The organism is Sphingobacterium composti, assembly GCF_009829075.1.
Classification (GTDB): domain Bacteria; phylum Bacteroidota; class Bacteroidia; order Sphingobacteriales; family Sphingobacteriaceae; genus Sphingobacterium; species Sphingobacterium composti.
Genome location: NZ_WUQZ01000050.1, coordinates 1 through 1,886, shown reverse-complemented (window position 1 = coordinate 1,886; position 1,886 = coordinate 1). Strand labels below are relative to the sequence as shown.

The following is a 1,886-nucleotide window of genomic DNA, read 5'->3' as shown; positions in this document are numbered from 1 at the left end:
TAACAATGGCTCGGCGAATTGGCGAAGTAGCGAAGCTGTATCGAAGATACAAAAGCGGAGCTATTTAGCCAAGTCGCTTGTTGTAAGCAGTCCGCGAAGCGGCGGCTTACGGCAAGCGACGTAAGTCGCCGAGCCATTGTTAGCAAGGAGCGCAGCGGATTGCTAACAACATCTGTTTTAACGAAACGAATATACGGAAAATTTCGCTTAACCAACCCTATATACGTGTTTCGTTATTTGACTTTTCTTTCTACATAAGATATTGATATATTTGTATTTAAAAAATAAAACCGCACAAATAGCGAAACAAAATATTATAAAATACTATTTCCCTGATATGAATAGCGAAATCATACTTGAAACCTTCGAAAAGAGATTGCTGATGCAGAGATATGCTGGCAATACCATTAGATCGTACAAGGATTACGCTAGTATATTTCTTAAACATGTTAGCAAATATCCCTCCCTTGAAGAAATTCCACTGTCAGATATTGAGGCGTTTATAAACGAAAAAGTTCAAAATGGGAAAATTAGTGTTTCCTATCAAAAAGGATTAGTGGGCGCAATCAAGAAGATGTACGAACTGATATTGGACAAAAAAATCCAACTGGATTACTTATACCCGAAACGATCATTTTCTAAATTACCTAAATTCTTTTCAAAAGAAGAAGTAAGAAATATTCTCGATAACACTCAAAATCTAAAACACAAGGCTATTCTGATGACAATCTATAGTTGTGGACTACGTCTTAGCGAACTGTTGAATCTCAAAATCAAAGACATAAAATCTTCCGATGGAATTATCAGAATCCATCAAAGCAAAGGTAATAAAGATCGGATTGTATCATTACCAGACAAATTGCTGGAGACTTTGAGACATTATTATCAAGCATTCAAGCCAAAGGAGTACCTCTTCGAAGGTGAGAGGGGTGGCAAGTATAGCGAACGAAGTGTACAGTTGATTCTGAAAAAAGCATTGATCAAAGCAAATGTTCAGTCGGAAGGCTCTGTACATACATTGCGACATTCTTATGCCACACATTTAATCCAATCAGGTATCGATATCCGAATTGTAAAAGAGTTATTGGGTCATGAAAATATAAAAACGACTATGATCTACACTCATATCACTGACATAGACAAGCAAAAGACTCCTAGCCCTCTTGATTTTTTATAAGAATAAGATGAACTTTTCACGCTCTATAGAAACAAGCATTATGTTCCAATCATTCTTTAAGAAGGGTTATTCTTTGGATCATGTACAAAACCTGTGGACTAAGCAAATAACTTAGTCAATCTGAATAAGAAAAAATTGATATCACGAACCCCTCTAAACTGACTTCTGAATGCTTTTATTTTTGCATTAAAAGATTCTGCTGAAGCATTGGTACTTCTGTTATCAAAGTAGTTTAGAATCTTTTTGTGATGCGTATTTATAGTTCTTGACACGGTATTGAAAGACTTGAACCCAGCTTGCTCTACCTTCTCAGCCCATTTAGCTAGTCGTGTAAAAGCATATATTTTATCTACAGTTGTGTTGTATATCCAAGATAGTTCTTGGCATAATTTGTAAGCCTTTTGAATTTCAGTATAGCGTTCAAATAGTAAACTAGCTCTTTCCTTTTGTTCTACTGTCCATTTATGTTCACTTTTATACAGTAAATAGCGACTTCTAGCTAGCATTTGCTTTATAGTATCACCATTTCATAGGATTTCTGGACAGTAAGTTTCTTTCCTCTTTTTAGCGTCTTCAATGGCCATATTTTCTTCATCAATAGCTTCCCAACGGTGTTTTATCCGGATTTCTTGAAGTGCCTCAGTTGCCAATTGCTGCACATGAAAGCGATCAATACCCTGCACTGCATTAGCAAAACACTTCTTAGCTA

General features: G+C 36.1%; 1 protein-coding gene and 1 pseudogene. One reads left to right on the top strand and one right to left on the bottom strand.

Features of this window, described 5'->3' with window-relative positions:
• The first annotated feature begins 337 nt into the window (after nt 1-337).
• Nucleotides 338-1,177: a phage lytic cycle repressor MrpR family protein gene (locus GOQ17_RS15985; protein ID WP_236537181.1), complete on the top strand. Its 840-nt coding sequence runs from the start codon at nt 338-340 to the stop codon at nt 1,175-1,177.
• Nucleotides 1,178-1,275: 98 nt separating this feature from the next.
• Here GOQ17_RS15985 and GOQ17_RS15980 read toward each other — a convergent pair.
• Nucleotides 1,276-1,836 (bottom strand): annotated as a pseudogene (locus GOQ17_RS15980) (ISAon1 family transposase).
• Nucleotides 1,837-1,886: the final 50 nt, after the last annotated feature.